Annotated in this window: 15 protein-coding genes; 11 read left to right on the top strand and 4 right to left on the bottom strand. The window is 69.1% G+C overall.

The genetic code is table 11. The features are described 5' to 3' along the window. Positions 1–35: 35 nt before the first annotated feature. On the bottom strand, positions 36–725 hold the full coding sequence (locus tag NY1_RS37140) for a phosphonatase-like hydrolase (protein ID WP_084536063.1): 690 nt from the start codon (positions 723–725) through the stop codon (positions 36–38). 27 nt (positions 726–752) lie between these two features. Continuing rightward, positions 753–1,865: a TIGR03364 family FAD-dependent oxidoreductase gene (locus NY1_RS37135; RefSeq protein ID WP_067721960.1), complete on the bottom strand. Its 1,113-nt coding sequence runs from the start codon at positions 1,863–1,865 to the stop codon at positions 753–755. A gap of 160 nt (positions 1,866–2,025) precedes the next feature. On the opposite strand from NY1_RS37135, the gene NY1_RS37130 reads away from it, so the two are divergent. Further along, positions 2,026–2,745, top strand: coding sequence for a GntR family transcriptional regulator (locus NY1_RS37130; RefSeq protein ID WP_067721959.1), 720 nt, complete (start codon positions 2,026–2,028; stop codon positions 2,743–2,745). A 53-nt stretch (positions 2,746–2,798) separates the two neighbouring features. Here NY1_RS37130 and NY1_RS37125 read toward each other — a convergent pair whose 3' ends face one another. After that, positions 2,799–3,812 carry an LLM class flavin-dependent oxidoreductase gene (locus NY1_RS37125; RefSeq protein ID WP_067721924.1) on the bottom strand — a complete coding sequence of 338 codons (1,014 nt, stop codon included), beginning with the start codon at positions 3,810–3,812 and terminating at the stop codon, positions 2,799–2,801. Between the two features lie 162 nt (positions 3,813–3,974). On the opposite strand from NY1_RS37125, the gene map reads away from it, so the two are divergent. The 3 genes from map to NY1_RS37110 all read left to right on the top strand — a co-directional run bounded on the left by map (position 3,975) and on the right by NY1_RS37110 (position 7,060). Beyond that, a complete protein-coding gene (gene map, locus NY1_RS37120; protein ID WP_067721922.1) occupies positions 3,975–4,838 on the top strand; it encodes a type I methionyl aminopeptidase in 864 nt (287 codons plus the stop codon). A 49-nt stretch (positions 4,839–4,887) separates the two neighbouring features. Next, positions 4,888–6,405 (top strand): cobyric acid synthase, encoded by a 1,518-nt coding sequence (locus NY1_RS37115; protein WP_067721920.1) that lies wholly within the window; start codon positions 4,888–4,890, stop codon positions 6,403–6,405. Positions 6,406–6,496: 91 nt separating this feature from the next. Further along, entirely contained in the window at positions 6,497–7,060 is a 564-nt protein-coding gene (locus NY1_RS37110) for an alpha/beta fold hydrolase (RefSeq protein WP_067721918.1), read from the top strand. On the opposite strand, the gene NY1_RS37105 is transcribed toward NY1_RS37110, so the two are convergent. Next, on the bottom strand, positions 7,040–8,092 hold the full coding sequence (locus NY1_RS37105; RefSeq protein ID WP_067721916.1) for an alpha/beta hydrolase: 1,053 nt from the start codon (positions 8,090–8,092) through the stop codon (positions 7,040–7,042). The two genes, NY1_RS37110 and NY1_RS37105, sit on opposite strands and share 21 nt — an antisense overlap. 230 nt (positions 8,093–8,322) lie before the next feature. Between NY1_RS37105 and mqo the strand changes: the two genes are divergently transcribed. The 7 genes from mqo (at position 8,323) to NY1_RS37075 (ending at position 15,420) form a co-directional block, all read left to right on the top strand. Continuing rightward, complete coding sequence (gene mqo, locus NY1_RS37100; protein ID WP_233434650.1) at positions 8,323–9,789, top strand: malate dehydrogenase (quinone); 1,467 nt, start codon at positions 8,323–8,325, stop codon at positions 9,787–9,789. Positions 9,790–9,807: 18 nt separating this feature from the next. After that, a complete protein-coding gene (locus NY1_RS37095; RefSeq protein WP_067721914.1) occupies positions 9,808–10,257 on the top strand; it encodes a GNAT family N-acetyltransferase in 450 nt (149 codons plus the stop codon). Between the two features lie 205 nt (positions 10,258–10,462). Further along, positions 10,463–12,625, top strand: coding sequence for a VWA domain-containing protein (locus tag NY1_RS37090; protein ID WP_067721956.1), 2,163 nt, complete (start codon positions 10,463–10,465; stop codon positions 12,623–12,625). 44 nt (positions 12,626–12,669) lie between these two features. After that, positions 12,670–12,828, top strand: a complete 159-nt coding sequence (locus NY1_RS43415) for a hypothetical protein (protein ID WP_157762719.1) — start codon at positions 12,670–12,672, stop codon at positions 12,826–12,828. Between the two features lie 98 nt (positions 12,829–12,926). Next, positions 12,927–13,547 (top strand): cob(I)yrinic acid a,c-diamide adenosyltransferase, encoded by a 621-nt coding sequence (cobO, locus tag NY1_RS37085; RefSeq protein WP_067721912.1) that lies wholly within the window; start codon positions 12,927–12,929, stop codon positions 13,545–13,547. Next, complete coding sequence (locus NY1_RS37080; protein WP_067721911.1) at positions 13,541–14,965, top strand: cobyrinic acid a,c-diamide synthase CobB; 1,425 nt, start codon at positions 13,541–13,543, stop codon at positions 14,963–14,965. Before cobO ends, NY1_RS37080 begins: the two co-directional genes overlap by 7 nt. Then, positions 14,962–15,420, top strand: coding sequence for a cobalamin biosynthesis protein (locus tag NY1_RS37075; RefSeq protein ID WP_084536061.1), 459 nt, complete (start codon positions 14,962–14,964; stop codon positions 15,418–15,420). The genes NY1_RS37080 and NY1_RS37075 overlap by 4 nt, the downstream gene beginning before the upstream one ends. Positions 15,421–15,480: the final 60 nt, after the last annotated feature.

The raw sequence follows: 15,480 nt of genomic DNA, 5'->3' as shown, positions 1-15,480 counted from the left end.
GCCGGTCCGGCCGCGGGCCGCGCCGGCGGAATTCTCTAGGCGCGTTCGGCCAGCAGCAGTTGCGCGAACTCGGTGACGGTGGGCACCACGTGGGTGGCGCCGGCGGCGCGCAGCTGGTCCTCGTTGTGCGCACCGGTCAGCGTGCCCGCTACGATGCGCGCTCCGGCGGAGAGCCCGGTGCCGATATCGCTGGCGGTATCGCCCAGCACGGCAACGCGATCCACCGCGTCGATGCCCAGCCGCAGCACGGCCGCGAGGACCATGTCCGGGTAGGGACGCCCGCGGCCGGCGTCGGAGGGTGCGAGGGTGAGGTCGGCGATCTCGTTCCAGCCCAGCGCGTTCAGCAGCTTGTCCTGGGTCTCGCGGCTGAACCCGGTGGTCAGCGCCACCTTGATACCCGCCGCGCGCAATGCCGAAATGGCCTCGGCGGCACCGGGAATCGGGGTCACGCCGGCGTCGGCGAACTCGGCGTAGGCGGCCTCGAACGCGGCGTTCCCGGCCTGGGCCCGCTCCTCGTCGCCGCCGGTCAGCGCCCGGAAGACGACGATCTTGGACTGGCCCATGGTGTCGATGACGTACTGCCGCGCGGCTTCCCGCTCCGGACCCTCGGCCGGGATCCCGGCGGCGGTGGCGGCCACTTCGAACGCCTTCAGCACGAGCCCGTCGTCGGCGACGGTGGTACCGGCCATATCGAGGACGGCGAGGTCGATCTGCTTGTCGGACACAGCGTTTCCTTCTCGATCGGTGGTCGGTCAGAGGTTGAGCAGGTCGGCGGTCTCCGCGCCGATGGCGGGGCCCAGGGTCATGCCGCGCCCACCCGGCCCGGTGATCACCCAGACGTTGTCGGAGGCCTGCGCGCGGGTCACGATGGTGCCCGGATCGATGCTCTGGCTGTACACGCCCGCCCAGCGCCGCACCACTTGCGGCAGCTTGCGCCCGAGCAGTTCCTCCATCACGCCGATGAGGTGCTCGTACGGGGCCTCGTCCACGTCGAAGTTGAACGGTTCGTCGTATTCGTGGGTGTCGCCGATGGTCAGCCCGCCGTGCAGGCGCTGCACCGCGAGGAGCTGCATCTTGTGCTGGGCGGCGGTGAACGGCTGGGCCTCTTCGGCATTGAGCTTGTCCAGTTCCGGCCCCGCGAAGAACGGGTAGTAGCGGAAGCTGTCGCCGTCGGCGATGGCGGTGGTGAGCGCCTCGCCCAGCGGCGCGGTCTGCATCATCTGCAGCCGCACCCGGCGCACCGGGATATCGCCGACGAGTTCGCGGGTCAGGCCGGAGTGCGCGGCACCCGGGCAGACCAGCACCAGATCGCCTTCGTGGCGGCGGCCGCGGTCGTCGACGACGGTCGAACCGGTGATGGTGCGCGCCTCGGTGCCGCTGAAGAACGAGTAGCGCCCGCTGGCCTCCATGTACCGGCGCAGCGCGGGCAGCGCCTGCCGCGATTCCACCGCGGCGTCGGCCGAACAGTGCAGTCCGGCAAGGAATTTGCCGCGCAGCGCCGGGTTGAGCGCGCGTACCCGGTCGGGATCGAGGAGTTCGAAACCGCGTTCCGGATCGGCGCTGCGGGCGGCGGCTTCGGCCACCGCGAGCTCGTTCTCGGTGCGCACCAGGGTGATCGAGCCGGCGGGCCGGAAGCCGACGCCCGGCACCTTGCCGCCGATCTCTTCCCACAGCTGCCGCGACTTCAGGGTGAGGTCGAGTTCATTGGCGCTGCGCCCGGAAACCCACACCAGCCCGAAGTTGCGGACGGTCGCGCCGCGCGCTTCCACCTCGCGTTCGAGATGGACCACCTCGTGTCCGCGTCCGATGGCGGCCAGGGCGTGGGCGGTGCCAAGGATGCCGCCTCCAATGATGACCAATCGCATGCCCAACATGGTGGCCAATGGTCTAGACCTACGAGTGTTTCGTACGCTAACGCTAGGTTAACAATTGGTATAGACCAATCTTGTGTACATTGGGGGCATGGACACAACGGACGTTGCCGGGGTGGGAACCCGGCGCGCGGGGGATGGCGTGGCGGACGAAATGTCCGGTGTGGGAACCGATCCCGCCCGGATGCCCAAGTCTTACCGGGTGCGCGCGGAACTGGAATCGCTGCTCCGCGAACTCTCCGAGGGTGATCCGCTGCCCTCGGAACGCGATCTGGCGGTGCGGTGCGGGGTGGCGCGCGAGACCGTGCGGCAGGCGATGCGGGAGCTGCTGGTGGAGGGCCGCATCCGGCGGCAGGGGCGCGGGACCGTGGTGTCGCGGCCGAAGATGGTGCAGCCCATGACTCTACGGTCCTACACCGAGGGGGCGATCCGATTCGGGCGGGTGCCGGGGCGTTTGCTGGTGCGCTGGCCCGACGAGCCCGCCGATCCGGATACGGCGCGCGATCTCGGCATCGAACCGGGCACGCTCGTCATGCATCTGGAACGAATCCTGCTGGCGGACGGCGAGAGAATCGGCCTGGAAAGCACTTTCATGCCGCTGCCGCGGTTCGCCACGCTGCGCGACACGTACAACCCGGAGACGTCGCTGTACGCGGCGACCCGGGCGATGGGTGTGGTGTACGCGAACGCCACCGAGCGCGTGGAGACCGTGCTGGCCTCGCCACGCGAGGCGGCGTTGCTGGAATGCACGACGGCGCTGCCCATGCTGCTATTGCATCGCCGCAGTGTGGGGCCGGACGGTGTGCCGATCGAACGCGTGCGATCTCTCTATCGAGGCGATCGCATTGCGTTCCAAGCGAATCTGCACGACTGATCTGCAGAAGCGCGCCGCGATGACGGCGCGCTTCTGGTCGGAGCGGTGGGGTGTCAGCGCACCTGCGGGGCGACCTTCTCGCCGAGCAGTTCGATATTGCGCAGCACCTTCTCGTGCGGCAGCGTGCCCACGCTGGTGTGCAGCATGAAGCGGTCCAGGCCGAGCGTGTCGCGAATGTCGGCGATCTTGCCTGCCACATAGTCGGGCGTGCCGACGAACAGCGATCCGCTCTGCGAGCGCAGGGCGTCGAACTGCTCGCGCGTCATCGGACCCCAGCCGCGTTCGCGCCCGATGCCGGACATGGCCGCCGCGTACGGCTTGTAGAAGTCGTTCACGGCCTGCGAATCCGTTTCGGCCACATAGCCGTGCGCGTGCACCGCGACCGGCTGCGGTTCGTGCCCGCCCTGTTCGAGCGCGCGGTGATACAGGTCCACCAGCGGCTTGAACCGCGCCGGCTGCCCGCCGATGATGGCGATGGCCAGCGGCAGGCCCAGCAGGCCCGCACGCACCACGGACTCGGGCGATCCGCCCACCGCGATCCACACCGGCAGCGGCCGGTTCTCGGTGCGCGGGTACACGATCGCATTGTCGAGGGGCGCCCGGAACTTCCCGGACCAGGTGACCGGTTCGTCCTCGCGCAGCTTCAGCAGCAGCGCCAGTTTCTCCTCGAACAGCTCGTCGTAATCGGCCAGGTCGTAGCCGAACAGCGGGAACGATTCGATGAACGAACCGCGCCCGGCCATCAGTTCGGCACGGCCACCGGACAACCCGTCCAGCGTCGCGAAGTCCTGATACGCCCGCACCGGATCGACCGAGCTCAGCACGGTGACCGCGCTGGTCAGCTGAATCCGCTCGGTCCGCGAGGCGATGGCCGCCAGCACCACGGCCGGCGAGGAGGCGGCGAAGTCCTTGCGGTGATGTTCGCCCACGCCGTACACGTCCAGCCCGGCCTGCTCGGTCACCACGGCTTCCTCGACCACCTGCCGCAGGCGTTCACCAGCGGTCGGCACCGGTCCGTCGCCACCGACCGGGTGTGTCTCGGCGAATGTCGTCAGTCCCAATTCCACGGCTCGCGCCCTTCTCTCACGTTGTTTCCAAGTCAACTACAAGGCTAAACGGACCACGGTCCGGAAAGATTCCCGGCGGATGGAGACCCTGGTCCGGGGCGGATCGGGGGCGAGGCCCCCGAGACTGCGAAGCGCGCCGCGCGGGCGGATAGTCTTGTTCGCATGTCAGTGCGCACCCGCAAACCCCTCGTTCCCGGCACCCAGTCGCCCATTCGTGAGGTGCCGAAATCGATCGAGCGACCCGAATACGCGTGGAAGAAGACCGCCAACGAGGGGCATGAGCCGTGGGTGCAGACCCCGGAGACCATCGAGAAGATGCGGCTGGCCAGCAAGCTGGCCGCGCAGGCGATGGAGGAAGCGGGCAAGGCGGTCGTGCCCGGTAATACGACCGATCAGCTCGACGCCATCGTGCACGAGTACCTGATCGACCACGGGGCCTACCCGTCGACCCTGGGCTACAAGGGTTTCCCCAAGTCCTGCTGCACCTCCATGAACGAGGTCATCTGCCACGGCATCCCGGACTCGACGGTCATCGAGGACGGCGACATCGTGAACATCGATGTGACGGCCTATATCAACGGCGTGCACGGCGACACCAACAAGACGTATCTCGCGGGCGAGGTGGACGAAGAGGTGAAGCTGCTCGTCGAGCGCACCCACGAAGCCACCATGCGGTCGATCAAGGCCGTGAAGCCGGGCCGGGCGCTCAATGTCATCGGCCGCGTGATCGAGTCCTATGCCAATCGCTTCGGTTACGGCGTGGTCCGTGACTTCACCGGGCACGGCGTCGGCCCGACCTTCCACAGCGGACTGGTCATCTTGCATTACGACAACCCGGCCGTGGAGTCGGTGATCGAGCCCGGCATGACCTTCACCATCGAGCCCATGATCAACCTCGGCGGCATCGACTACGAGATCTGGGACGACGGCTGGACCGTGGTCACCAAGGACAAGAAGTGGACCGCCCAGTTCGAGCACACGCTGGTGGTCACGGAGGACGGCGCAGAGATCCTCACGCTGCCGTGAGCCGGGGAGAAAGTGGGGGCTACGCCCCCACGCCCCCGATGGGCGAGCTGTGAAAGGCGCGCTGCTCATTGCCGGAACTACGTCCGACGCGGGCAAAAGCGTTGTCGTAGCCGGGCTCTGCCGCCTGCTGGCGCGACGCGGGGTCCGCGTCGCGCCGTTCAAGGCGCAGAACATGTCCAACAACTCCGTCGTCACTCTCGATGGCGGAGAGATCGGGCGTGCCCAGGCCTTGCAGGCGCGCGCCGCGGGCCTCGAGCCGAGCGTGCGATTCAATCCCATCCTGCTCAAGCCGGGCAGTGACCGCCGCTCGCAACTGGTGGTCCGGGGCAAGGCCGTCGACACGGTCGGGGCCAAGGACTACTTCCGGCACCGCCAAGCCCTGCGCGCTGTCGTCGCCGAGGAATTGGCCGCGCTGCGTGCGGAATTCGATGTCGTCATCTGCGAGGGCGCCGGATCGCCCGCCGAAATCAACCTCCGGGCAACCGATCTGGCCAATATGGGCCTCGCTCGCGCCGCGAACCTGCCCGTGCTCGTGGTCGGCGATATCGATCGCGGGGGCGTGCTGGCCCACCTGTTCGGCACCGTCGCCATCCTGGAACCCGAAGACCAGCAACTCATCTCGGGCTTCATCGTCAACAAATTCCGCGGCGACGTGGACCTGCTGAAACCCGGCATCGATCAGCTGACCGCGCTCACCGGCCGCCCCACCCTCGGCGTCATCCCCTTCGCCGAGGAGCTCTGGATCGATGCCGAGGACTCGCTCGGCACCGTCGCCGACGCCCCCGTCGGCCGCCCGCAACCCCCGCGCGGGACCGAATGGCTGACCGTCGCCGCCGTCCGCCTGCCGCGCATCTCCAACTCCACCGATGTCGAAGCCCTCGCCTGCGAACCGGGCGTCGCGGTGCGCTGGGTTAGCGATCCGTCCCGCCTCACCGGCGCGGACCTGGTCGTCGTCCCCGGCAGCAAATCCACCGTGAGCGATCTGGAATGGCTGCGCCGCACCGGAATCGCCGACGCCCTGACCGCCCGCGCGGCCGCCGGCGGACCCATCCTGGGCATCTGTGGCGGCTACCAGATGCTCGCCCGCACCATCACCGATCGCGTGGAATCGGGCGCGGGCACCGTCCCCGGTCTCGGCCTGCTCGACCTCGACATCGAATTCGGCGAGCCGAAGGTGCTGCGCCGCAATGCCGGTCACGCGGGCTCGATTCCCGTGCACGGCTACGAGATCCACCACGGCCGCGTCACCCGCACCGGCGACGCACCCTGGCTGGAGCTCGACGGCGTGCCGGAAGGCAGTGTGCGCGACGCCGTCTGGGGCACCCACCTGCACGGCGCGCTGGAATCCGACGCCTTCCGCCGCGCCTGGCTGCGCGAGGTCGCCGCACGCACCGGCCGCACCGGTTTCCGTGTCGCCGAGGACGTTTCGGTCGCCGAGATCCGCACCGCCCAGCTCGACCTGCTCGCCGACCTGCTGGACAAGCATCTCGACGCCGAAGCCCTGGACCGCCTCGTCACCACGGGCGCCCCGGGAAATCTGCCCGTCCTCACCGTGAACGCCCGATGAACAGTGAACGCCGGGTGAACAAGTGACCCTTGTCACAGCAATCTGACCGAGACCCAGTCGGCGGTTTCTAGCGCCCTGTAGCGTGATCGCTATGGAATCTCGGCGGATCACGGTCGGTGACCGCGTGTGGACCGTGCGAGTCGGAGGACCCGAATCGCGACACCACGTGCTCCTACTCCCAGATGTGGGCGATCCGGCCGACGTATACGACCAGGTCTGCGCGCGTTTGCAGACCTCGGACCTGCACACCATCGTCATCGAACCCGGCGCTGGGCTCGACAGCGCCACGGTGCTGGCCATCCTCGACGAGCTGAAAGTGCCGTGGGCCAATCTGGTCGGCTGCGGCAGCGGCGCGCAACTGGCCTGGCAGCTGGCCGCGCGCGGCTTCGGCCGTTTCATGAGCCTGATCGCCGCGGGCCACGGCCACCCGGCCGCCGCGGGCGCGGACGGCCAGGTCGCCGACCCGGGCTGCCCGCCGGTGGAGATCCCCACCACGCTGCTGGCCACCAAGAGCCTGCCGCGCGCCGTCGCCGAGGCCTCCGGACGCTTCGTCTACGGCGAATTCCGGCTCGTCCCGGTGGATGTGGCGGATGTGGCCGGGGAAGCCGGCCACGAACTCGCCACCGAGGTAGTGCTACGCACCAGCTTCTGGTGAACCGGTGGCCGCGAGCCACGCCAGCCAGGAATCGAGCTCGGAGAACGCCTGTGCGCGAGGCTTTTCCGAGGACAGGAAGACATCGTGGCGGGCGCCTGAGATGGGCACGATATTGGTGCGATCGCCCAGGCAGCCCGCCCATTTCTGAATCTGCCGCACATCCAGCACCAGGTCCGCCACATCGGCGGCCGGGCCGTACTCGCGCATGAACTTGGTCACCTTGGATCGCAGGATCAGCGCGGGCACGCCGATGTCCAGGCCCCGGTGCAGCCGGAAATGCCCGCGCCGGATGGCCCGGATCCAGCCCGCGTGCACCGGGAAACCGGTCAGCGGCTTCCAATCCAGGTTGTAGTCCCATTCGCCGGACACGGTGCGGTGCAGGCTGTCTCCGTAGGCGGTGGACACCCCCAGCGGCAGCTTCGTGAACGCGCTCAGCCGGCCCAGGCCCTCGAGCAGCGGGGTGCCGATCGACCGGAAGTAGGCGGGGCCCTGCAGGTCGAACCACGGGCTGTTGAGCACCAGGCCCGTAATGCCCTGTGCGCCGCTGCCCTCGGCGGCATTGAGCCGGTGCAGCCACAGCGCGGTCACCAGGCCGCCGGTGGAATGCGCCATGACCAGGACGGGCAGCCCGGTCTCCTGGCGGATGATCTCCAGCGAGCGATTCAGTTCCGCGTCGTAGAGCGCCAGATCGCTCACGTAGTGCGGGGTCTGCCCGGCGCGTGTGGAGCGCCCGCACTTGCGCAGGTCCAGCGCGTAGAAGGCATTGCCCTGCGTGGCCAGGTGCTCGGCCAGGTGTTCCTGGAAGAAGTAGTCGGTGAAGCCGTGCACGTACAGCACGGCCTGGGTGGCCGCGGGCGCGGCGGCGGGCTGATAGCGGACCAGCGTGCCCACCACCTCGCCCTCGCCGTCCGGATCCGGCCCGAGCGGGATGGTGAGCTGCTGATAGTCGGCCCCGAGGACATCGGGTTGCCAGTCCCCGGCGGCCGGGTTCGAGGTGGGCGAGACGGCTGCGGATGACGTATCAGAGGTCACATGCTCAATCTAAACGCCACCACTCCGCTTGAAAACCGCGAGGCATCTCTCACATTCGGGCTTTTCGTTGCGGGAAATCGTCGTGTCCAGGGGCACAATCGGACATAGGTGAACGACGGGTAACCTAACCGCTGCTGGGTTGCCCTACACAGACAAGGAAGTCGATCAACGCCGTGTCGAATGCTGCCACGATTGAAAAGACCGATGTAGTCCTCATCGGAGCCGGCATCATGAGCGCCACGCTCGGTGCCCTGCTGCGTCAGGTGCAGCCGGATTGGTCGATCACTGTTTTCGAGCGGCTCGAGGCCGCCGCCGCCGAGTCCTCGGACCCGTGGAACAACGCCGGCACCGGCCACTCCGCGCTCTGCGAGCTGAACTACACGCCGCAGAACGCCGCCGGTGAGGTGGAGATCTCCAAGGCCGTCGACATCAACGAGCGTTTCCAGGTGTCGCGCCAGTTCTGGTCGTACGCGGTCGAGAACGGCGTGCTGGCCGCGCCCTCACACTTCATCAACCCCATTCCGCACGTGAGCTTCACGCACGGCGCCAATGGCGTCGAGTACCTGCGCAAGCGGCACGCGGCGCTCTCGCGGCACCCGCTCTTCGAGGGCATGGAGTTCATCGACGATTCGGCCGAGTTCGCCTCGCGACTACCGCTGATGGCCAAGGGCCGTGACTTCTCCGATCCGGTCGCCCTGAACTGGACCGACTACGGCACCGATATCGACTTCGGTGAGCTGACCAAGGAGCTGCTGGCCTACCTCGGCGCGTCCGGCGCGGATATCGCCTTCGGGCACCAGGTGCTGAACCTGACCAAGCAGTCCGATGGTTCGTGGCTGGTGAAGGTCCGCAACGAGCGCACCGGCAAAGTGCGCGTCGTGAACGCCAAGTTCGTGTTCGTCGGCGCGGGCGGCGGTGCGCTGCCGCTGCTGCAGAAGTCGGGCATCAAGGAGATCGCCGGCTTCGGCGGCTTCCCGGTGTCGGGTCTGTTCCTGCGCGCCACCAACCCGGAGCTGGTCGCCCAGCACGAGGCCAAGGTGTACGGCCAGGCGTCGGTCGGCGCGCCGCCGATGTCGGTGCCGCACTTGGACACTCGCGTCATCAACGGTGAGCGCGGCCTGCTGTTCGGCCCGTACGCCGGCTGGACGCCGAAGTTCCTCAAGGACGGCAAGTACACCGATCTGATCAAGTCGGTGAAGCCCAACAACCTGTTCTCCATGCTGGGCGTCGGCGTCACCGAGATGGGTCTGGTCAAGTACCTGGTCGAGGAGCTGCTCAAGTCGCAGGCCGGTCGCGTGGACTCCATGGAGGAGTTCATTCCGCGCGCCGACGGCAAGGACTGGGAGCTGATCATCGCCGGTCAGCGGGTGCAGATCATTCGCCGCAAGGGTGCGGGCGGTGTGCTGGAACTGGGCACCGCGGTCATCGCGGCCGAGGACGGCTCCATCGCCGGTCTGCTCGGCGCCTCCCCGGGCGCGTCGACCTGCGTGAGCGCCATGCTCGACGTCATGCAGAAGTGCTTCCCGCGCGAATTCGGTTCCTGGGAGCCGAAACTCAAGGAGATGGTGCCCTCGCTCGGCGTCAAGCTCTCGGAGAACCAGGCCCTGTTCAAGGAGGTCTGGGACTGGTCGCAGCAGGCGCTGCGGCTGGACGGCAACAACACGCCGAAGCACTCGGGGGTCGCTTCTCACGCGTAGTTGTGATAGCAAGACTCGATGATGTCAACGGTTGCTCTCAAACGGTCGTGGGCCGAGGATCTCGATACCGCGACGCTGTACAAGCTGTTGAAACTTCGTGTCGAGGTGTTCGTCGTCGAACAGAAGTGCGCGTACCCCGAGCTCGATGGTCTCGATCTGCTCCCGGAAACCCGGCACTTCTGGCTCGACGACGAGGGTGACGTGATCTGCACCCTGCGCCTGCTGGAAGAACACAACGACGGCGTGAAGTCGTTCCGCATCGGCCGCCTGTGCACCGCCCCCGAGGCACGCGGCCACGGCTACACCACCCGCCTGCTCCAGGCGGCCCTGGCCGAAGCCGGTTCCGCGACAGTGCGTTTGAACGCCCAGACCTACCTGGTCGACATGTACACCAAGCACGGCTTCAAGCTCGACGGGCCGGAGTACATCGAGGACGGGATCCCGCACATCCCGATGCGTCGCGGCTGATAACTGTTGTCCCGCAGCCCCTGGCCGATTGCCAGGGGCTGTGTTGTTTCCGGCGCCGGTCGCCGCGCGCGCAGGCTCCGTTGATCATGGGGCCGGGCGGAGCGCCGGGGTGCTGGTTCGGGGTGGATCTTCGGGGCGAGGAGGGCGGGCCTAGAGTTGGGGCGTGTCCGTTTCCTCTGCGACCGCGCATTTCGAATCCGCACAGCTGACCGGTTCCTCGGGTGAGGAGGCGGGGTTTCCGTTCTCGGCGGTGGTCGGGCAGGAGCGATTGCAGCTGGCGCTGGTGCTGAGCGCCGTGCACCCCGGTATCGGGGGCGTGCTGGTGCGGGGCGAGAAGGGGACGGCGAAATCCACGGTGGTGCGCGCGCTCGCGCAGCTGCTGCCGCCGGTGGTGGACGAGAGCGGCGCGCGCCCGGCGCGGCTGGTGGAGCTGCCGGTCGGCGCGACCGAGGACCGGGTGGTCGGGTCGCTGGATCTCGAACGCGTGCTGCGCGACGGCGAGCAGGCGTTCAAACCGGGCTTGCTGGCGGCCGCCCATCACGGCGTGCTGTACGTGGACGAAGTGAACCTGCTGCACGATCATCTGGTGGACGTGCTGCTCGATGCCGCGGCCATGGGGCGCGTGCACATCGAGCGCGACGGCGTATCCCACACCCACCCGGCGCGATTCGTGCTCGTGGGCACCATGAACCCGGAGGAAGGCGAGCTGCGCCCGCAGCTGCTGGACCGGTTCGGCCTGACCGTGGACGTGGTGGCTTCGCGGAATGTGGACGTGCGCATGGCCGTGGTGCGGCGGCGGCTCGATTACGAGGCCGATCCCGCGGCCTTCGCCGACCGCTACGCCGCCGCGGATCGTGAAGTGGCCGAACGGATTCTGACCGCGCGCGACCGGCTCGCCGAGGTTGCCCTCGACAATGTGGAGCTGCGGCGGATCGCCGCCCTGTGCGCGGCCTTCGACGTGGACGGCATGCGCGCGGACCTGGTGGTGGCGCGCACCGCGACCGCGCACGCGGCCTGGCGGGGAGCGGCCGAGGTGACCGAAGCCGATGTGCGGATCGCCGCGGAACTCGCGCTGCCGCATCGGCGTCGGCGAGACCCGTTCGATGAACCGGGCATCAGTCCGGAACAACTCGACGAGGCGATGCGGCAGGCCGACGAGCAGGCGCGTCAGGGTGGTGACGACTCGGGAAAAGGTGATGCGGTCCCGCAGGACGAGACTGCGGGACCGCTGAACGAGACCGGGGACGGATCGGACGACGATCCGGACGGTGGGCCGGATTCGCCCGGGGGCGGGCAGGATTCGCCGCAAGGCGCGGACGGCGGCCCGGGACCGGGCGAACAAGCGAACGCGCCGGAGGTCTCCGGATCCGATGGTTCCGGGCCGGACCCGGCCGTGGAAAACTCGGCCGACGCCTCGGATCCCGCCGATGCGCCGGACCCCCGCGCCGATTTCCTCGATCCGCGACGAGACGAGGATCTGCTGCGCGGATTGCGTTCGGAGTCAACCGGTTCCGAGGACGGCCGGGGCGGGGCGGCTGCCCGCGAGGGCCAGGTCGCGGCTCCCGCCGGAGTCCTGCCCAAACCGCCGCGCTGGGAAGTCCCCGGAGTCGGCGAGGGCGCGCCCGGCCGCCGCTCCCGTGCGCGTACCCGGCAAGGGCGGGTGGTGCGCGCGACCGAGGATCACGGCGCCGGCCTGCATCTGCTCGGCACCATCTTCGCCGCCGCCCCGCACCAGTTCGCGCGCGGCCGCCTCGCCGGGCCGCTCGCCTTCGAAGCCGACGATCTGCGCGGCGCGTATCGCGAAGGGCGCGAAGGGAACCTGATCGTCTTCGTCGTGGACGCCTCCGGTTCGATGGCCGCCCGCGATCGCCTCTCCGCCGTCACCGGCGCCATCGTCGCCCTGCTCCGCGACGCCTACCAGCGCCGCGACAAGGTCGCCGTCATCACCATGCGCGGCGCGGAAGCCACCCTGGTGCTGCCGCCCACCAACTCCATCGACATCGCCGTCCGCCGTCTCACCGATATGCGCACCGGCGGCAAAACCCCGCTCGCCCAAGGACTGCTGAAGGCCCGCGAGATCATCCACCGCGAACACGTCCGCGACCCGCACCGCCGCCCCATGGTCGTCCTCCTCACCGACGGCCGCGCCACCGGCGGCACCGACCCCGTCCCGCGCGCCCGCGCCGCCGCCCGCCTGCTGGCCCGCGACTCGGTCACCTCGATGGTCGTCGACTGCGAACGCGGCATGATCCGCCTCGGCCTGGCCCGCGACATCGCCCGCGAACTCCGCGGCGGCTACCTGCAACTCGGTGAACTCACCGGCGAAACCGTCGCGGGCGTCGTGCGCGCGGGCGTGCGTGCGGCCTGAGGTCGGGCGCGGAACCGGCGCGGCGGCGGCGCCGTTGATCCGGCATGGGGATATTCCGTCGTAAGAAGAACAAGCAGCGCGCGAACAACGAGCCGAGCTTGGCCGCCGAGGCCGGAATGGAAGTGGCCGGTGAGGGGGCGTTCTGGTTGATCGCCGCAGGCGTCCGCAAGCTGCTGTCCGCCGTGGCGCACGCGCTGCCGTGACGACGCGCTGTTGATCCGTGCCCGGCTTCGAGGCCGGTGGGGGCATATGGCACCGTGAGTCGGACGGCCGATCGGCCGGGCGCGAAAGGAGCTCATCGATGCCTCAGGGTGTTCCGCTGCCGGAGAGCATTCCGGACGACGGATTGACGACTCGGCAGCGGCGGAATCAGCCGGTGCTGGCCGTGCACACCGGACCGGGCAAGGGGAAGTCGACCGCGGCGTTCGGGATGGCGTTGCGGGCCTGGAACCAGGGCTTCGATGTGGCGGTGTTCCAGTTCGTGAAGAGCGCCAAGTGGAAGGTGGGGGAGGAGGCCGCTTTCCGTACCCTCGGTGCGCTGCACGAGGAGAAGGGGCTCGGGGGAGCGGTGGAATGGCACAAGATGGGGGAAGGGTGGTCGTGGACTCGTAAGCAGGGGAGCGACGAGGATCATGCGGCCGCCGCGCTCGCCGGTTGGCAGGAGATCGCGCGCCGCCTGGCCGCCGAGCAGCACCGCTTCTACGTGCTCGACGAATTCACCTACCCCTTGAAGTGGGGCTGGGTGGACGTCGACGAGGTCGTCGAGACCCTGCGCAACCGGCCCGGCAACCAGCATGTGGTCATCACCGGCCGGGACGCGCCGCAGGCCCTGATCGACGCCGCCGACCTGGTCACCGAGATGACCAAGGTCAAGCACCCGATGGACGCGGGCCGCAAGGGCCAGCGCGGCATCGAATGGTGACCACCCCCGCCGTGGTCATCGCCGCGCCCGCCTCGGGCAGCGGAAAGACCACCGTCGCAACCGGTTTGATCGGCGCGCTCCGCCGCGCCGGTCACCGCGTGGCTCCCTTCAAGGTCGGTCCCGACTACATCGACCCCGGCTACCACGGCCTCGCCGCGGGCCGTCCCGGGCGCAATCTGGACCCCGTCCTGGTGGGCGCGGACCGCGTGGTGCCGCTGTTCCACCACGGCAGCCGCGGCTGCGACCTCGCCGTGGTCGAAGGCGTCATGGGCCTGTTCGACGGCCGCATCGACGAAAACAACACGGCCCCCGTGGCCGAAGGCTCCACCGCCCAAATAGCCGCCATGCTCGGCGCCCCGGTCATCCTGGTCGTGGACGCCCGCGGTCACAGCCAATCCCTGGCCGCCCTCCTGCACGGTTTCGCCACCTTCGACACCGGAATCCGTTTGGGCGGAGTCATTCTCAACCGCGTCGGCAGCGAACGCCACGAACAGGTCCTGCGCGCCGCCTGCACCCGGGTCGGCCTCCCGGTCCTCGGCGCACTCCCGCGCCTGGCCGAACTGGAGGTTCCCTCCCGCCACCTCGGCCTCATCCCCGCCGTCGAACACGGAGCAGCCGCCCGCTCGGCCGTCGACGCCATGACCGACCTGGTCGCCGCGCACATCGACCTCGCGGCAATAGCGGCGTTGGCCGCACCGAGTGCCGCCGGTGCAGCGTGGGACCCGGTTGCCGAAATCCACGCGGGTATGGGCCTGCCGGATGGTGCGTCGGCGACCGTGCTCGCTGGATCCGGCCCGGTGATAGCCGTGGCGGGCGGCGCGGCGTTCACCTTCGGGTACGCCGAGCACCGCGAACTGCTCGAAGCGGCGGGCGCCCGCGTTGCGATCTTCGACCCGCTGCGTGACGTACTGCCTTCCGGCACTGCAGGTTTGGTCCTTCCCGGTGGCTTCCCCGAAGAGCACGCCGCCGGATTGGCCGCCAACACGGCCCTCCTCGAGGCGATCGCCGAAGGCGCGGCGCGGGGTCTGCCCATCCACGCCGAATGCGCGGGCCTGCTTTACCTCACCCGCTCCCTCGACGGCCACCGCATGGCCGGGGTCATCGACGCCGAAGCCGAATTCGGCCCCCGCCTCACCCTCGGCTACCGAGACGCGGTGGCCCTCACCGACTCTCCGCTCTGGTCGGCAGGCGAACGCGTACGCGGCCACGAATTCCACCGCACCCGCCTGACCGCGGTCGGCACGGACCCGCTCGCCTGGGGCTGGCGCGCACCGTCCGGCGAAACCGTCCGCGAAGGCGCGATCCGCAACCGGGTCCACGCCTCCTACCTCCACACCCACCCCGCCGGCAACCCGGCCGCCATCGCGCGCTTCGTCACCGCCGCAGCCGATTTCGCCCGCGGCCACGTCCCGGCATGAATCGCGATCCGGAGCTCGACAGCGACGGCGCTACACGCGAATGGGAATTGAGTCGCGGCGCTCCGGCCGTCACCTTGCCCCCCGGTGAGTATGCCGTCGGGGTGGGACTGCGCCCGGGCGTCGCTGCCGATTCGGTGCTGGCGGCGATTCTGGAAGTGCTGGGGGACAGCAAGGTTCGTGTTCTGGCGACGGTTGATCGGCGGGCCGGGGAACCTGGGTTGACGGCTGCCGCCGCTCGGCTGGCGGTGTCGATCGTCGCGTTCACGCCGGCGGAGCTGGCCGGGGTGGTGGTGCCCAACCCCTCGATGCGCACCACCGCCGCCGTGGGTACCGCGAGTGTCGCGGAGGCTGCCGCCCTGCTGGCGGCGGAGGGCGGATCGCTGGTGGTTCCCAAGCGGGTGGTCGGCGGAATGACCATTGCCGCAGCGATTTTCACGAAGACGCAGGGTCCGTAGCGGGCCAGGTCCGGAAACGAGGACGCCGCACCCGCCCACTGGTTGGGTTGTGGGCGGATG

It is taken from the genome of Nocardia yamanashiensis NBRC 100130 (assembly GCF_001613325.1).
GTDB lineage: Bacteria > Actinomycetota > Actinomycetes > Mycobacteriales > Mycobacteriaceae > Nocardia > Nocardia yamanashiensis.
Note: the sequence above shows the minus strand (reverse complement) of the source record. Positions and strands in the feature narration are given on the sequence as shown.

What these genes read in the sequence shown, in the direction of transcription:
- NY1_RS37135 (WP_067721960.1), bottom strand. Translation starts at nt 1,865, where the DNA reads ATGCGATTGGTCATCATTGGAGGCGGCATCCTTGGCACCGCCCACGCC.
- NY1_RS37130 (WP_067721959.1), top strand. Translation starts at nt 2,026, where the DNA reads ATGTCCGGTGTGGGAACCGATCCCGCCCGGATGCCCAAGTCTTACCGG.
- map (WP_067721922.1), top strand. Translation starts at nt 3,975, where the DNA reads ATGTCAGTGCGCACCCGCAAACCCCTCGTTCCCGGCACCCAGTCGCCC.
- NY1_RS37110 (WP_067721918.1), top strand. Translation starts at nt 6,497, where the DNA reads ATGGAATCTCGGCGGATCACGGTCGGTGACCGCGTGTGGACCGTGCGA.
- mqo (WP_233434650.1), top strand. Translation starts at nt 8,323, where the DNA reads ATGAGCGCCACGCTCGGTGCCCTGCTGCGTCAGGTGCAGCCGGATTGG.
- NY1_RS37095 (WP_067721914.1), top strand. Translation starts at nt 9,808, where the DNA reads ATGATGTCAACGGTTGCTCTCAAACGGTCGTGGGCCGAGGATCTCGAT.
- NY1_RS43415 (WP_157762719.1), top strand. Translation starts at nt 12,670, where the DNA reads ATGGGGATATTCCGTCGTAAGAAGAACAAGCAGCGCGCGAACAACGAG.
- cobO (WP_067721912.1), top strand. Translation starts at nt 12,927, where the DNA reads ATGCCTCAGGGTGTTCCGCTGCCGGAGAGCATTCCGGACGACGGATTG.
- NY1_RS37080 (WP_067721911.1), top strand. Translation starts at nt 13,541, where the DNA reads ATGGTGACCACCCCCGCCGTGGTCATCGCCGCGCCCGCCTCGGGCAGC.
- NY1_RS37075 (WP_084536061.1), top strand. Translation starts at nt 14,962, where the DNA reads ATGAATCGCGATCCGGAGCTCGACAGCGACGGCGCTACACGCGAATGG.